Below are 1,116 nucleotides of genomic sequence, written 5' to 3'. Positions count from 1 at the left end.
TAGCTGTGATGTCCGGGGAGGTTGGTCAGCCGGGTGACCGGCGGCTTGCCGCCGGTTGAGCTGTGGGGTCGATGATGATTGCAGAAATGCAGCCACCCCGGTAGCGCCGCCCGCCGCAGGGCCTCCCTCTCGTAGAAGCGGGCGTAGGCCCACCCGTCGGCCAGGGTGCGGTGGAAGCGTTCGATCTTCCCATTGGTTTGCGGCCGGTAGGGCCGGGTCCGTTTCGGGCTGATGCCCAGCCCGGCGCAGGTGCCGCGCCAGACGTGGGAGCGGTAGGCCGACCCGTTGTCCGACAGGACCCGTTCGACGGTGACGCCGAGGTCGGCGAACCAGGCCACCGCCCGGCGCAGCACCGCGGTGGCCGTCGCGGCGGTCTCATCAGCGTGGATTTCGGCGTAGGCCACCCGGGAGTGATCGTCGAGCACGGTATGCACGAACGCGGTCCCGATCTTGGGGTTGCGGTAGGCGTTGCGAGGCTTGCCCGGTGTCGCGGCGCGGTTGCGGTCGCCTTGGGCGCGGCCGACGAAGCGGTGTCCGCCGCCGTTGGGGATGTTGCCGAACTTGGTGACATCGACGTGGATCAGCGAGCCGGGGTGGTCGTGTTCGTAGCGGCGCAGCGATTCGCCGGTGACTCGGTCGATCCGGGACAAGCGGTTGATCCGGCAGCGCACCAGTACCGCGTGCACGGTGGAGGCGGGCAGGCCGAGCCGGCCGGCGATCTGGACCGGGCCCAGCCGGTGGCGCCACCGCAACCGCACGATCGCCCTGACCTGGTGCTCGGGTGTGCGGGTCGGGCTGTGGTGCGGGCAGGAGCTGCGATCAGCCATCCCAGCCAACCCCTCGAGCCGGTAGCGGCGAGCCCACTTCGCGGCGGTCTTGGCGGCGACCATGAACATCTTGGCTGCTGCTGTGCAGGTCCAGCCCTGTTCGACGATCAGACGCGCCAACCGGAGTCGGGTTCGTGGGGTCAGGGTGGCGTTAGGGTGGGACACGAAGGCCTCCGGTCGGTGAAGCGGTTCCTAGACAGCTCCACTTCACATCCGGAGGCCTTCACCTGTCTGCGCGACAGGCCGCCACCGGTCACCTCAACTCGGGACAACGTCCCTGGACATCACA

The 1,116-nt window shown here is 69.1% G+C and carries 1 protein-coding gene; it reads right to left on the bottom strand.

Features of this window, described 5'->3' with window-relative positions; all coding sequences use genetic code 11:
- Positions 1–992, bottom strand: a 992-nt coding sequence (locus tag ACZ7OH_RS51885; RefSeq protein ID WP_470287736.1) for an IS481 family transposase, incomplete at its 3' end; no start/stop codon positions are given.
- Positions 993–1,116 lie beyond the last annotated feature (124 nt).

This window comes from Amycolatopsis sp. NPDC114478 (assembly GCF_055633805.1).
Note: the sequence above shows the minus strand (reverse complement) of the source record. Positions and strands in the feature narration are given on the sequence as shown.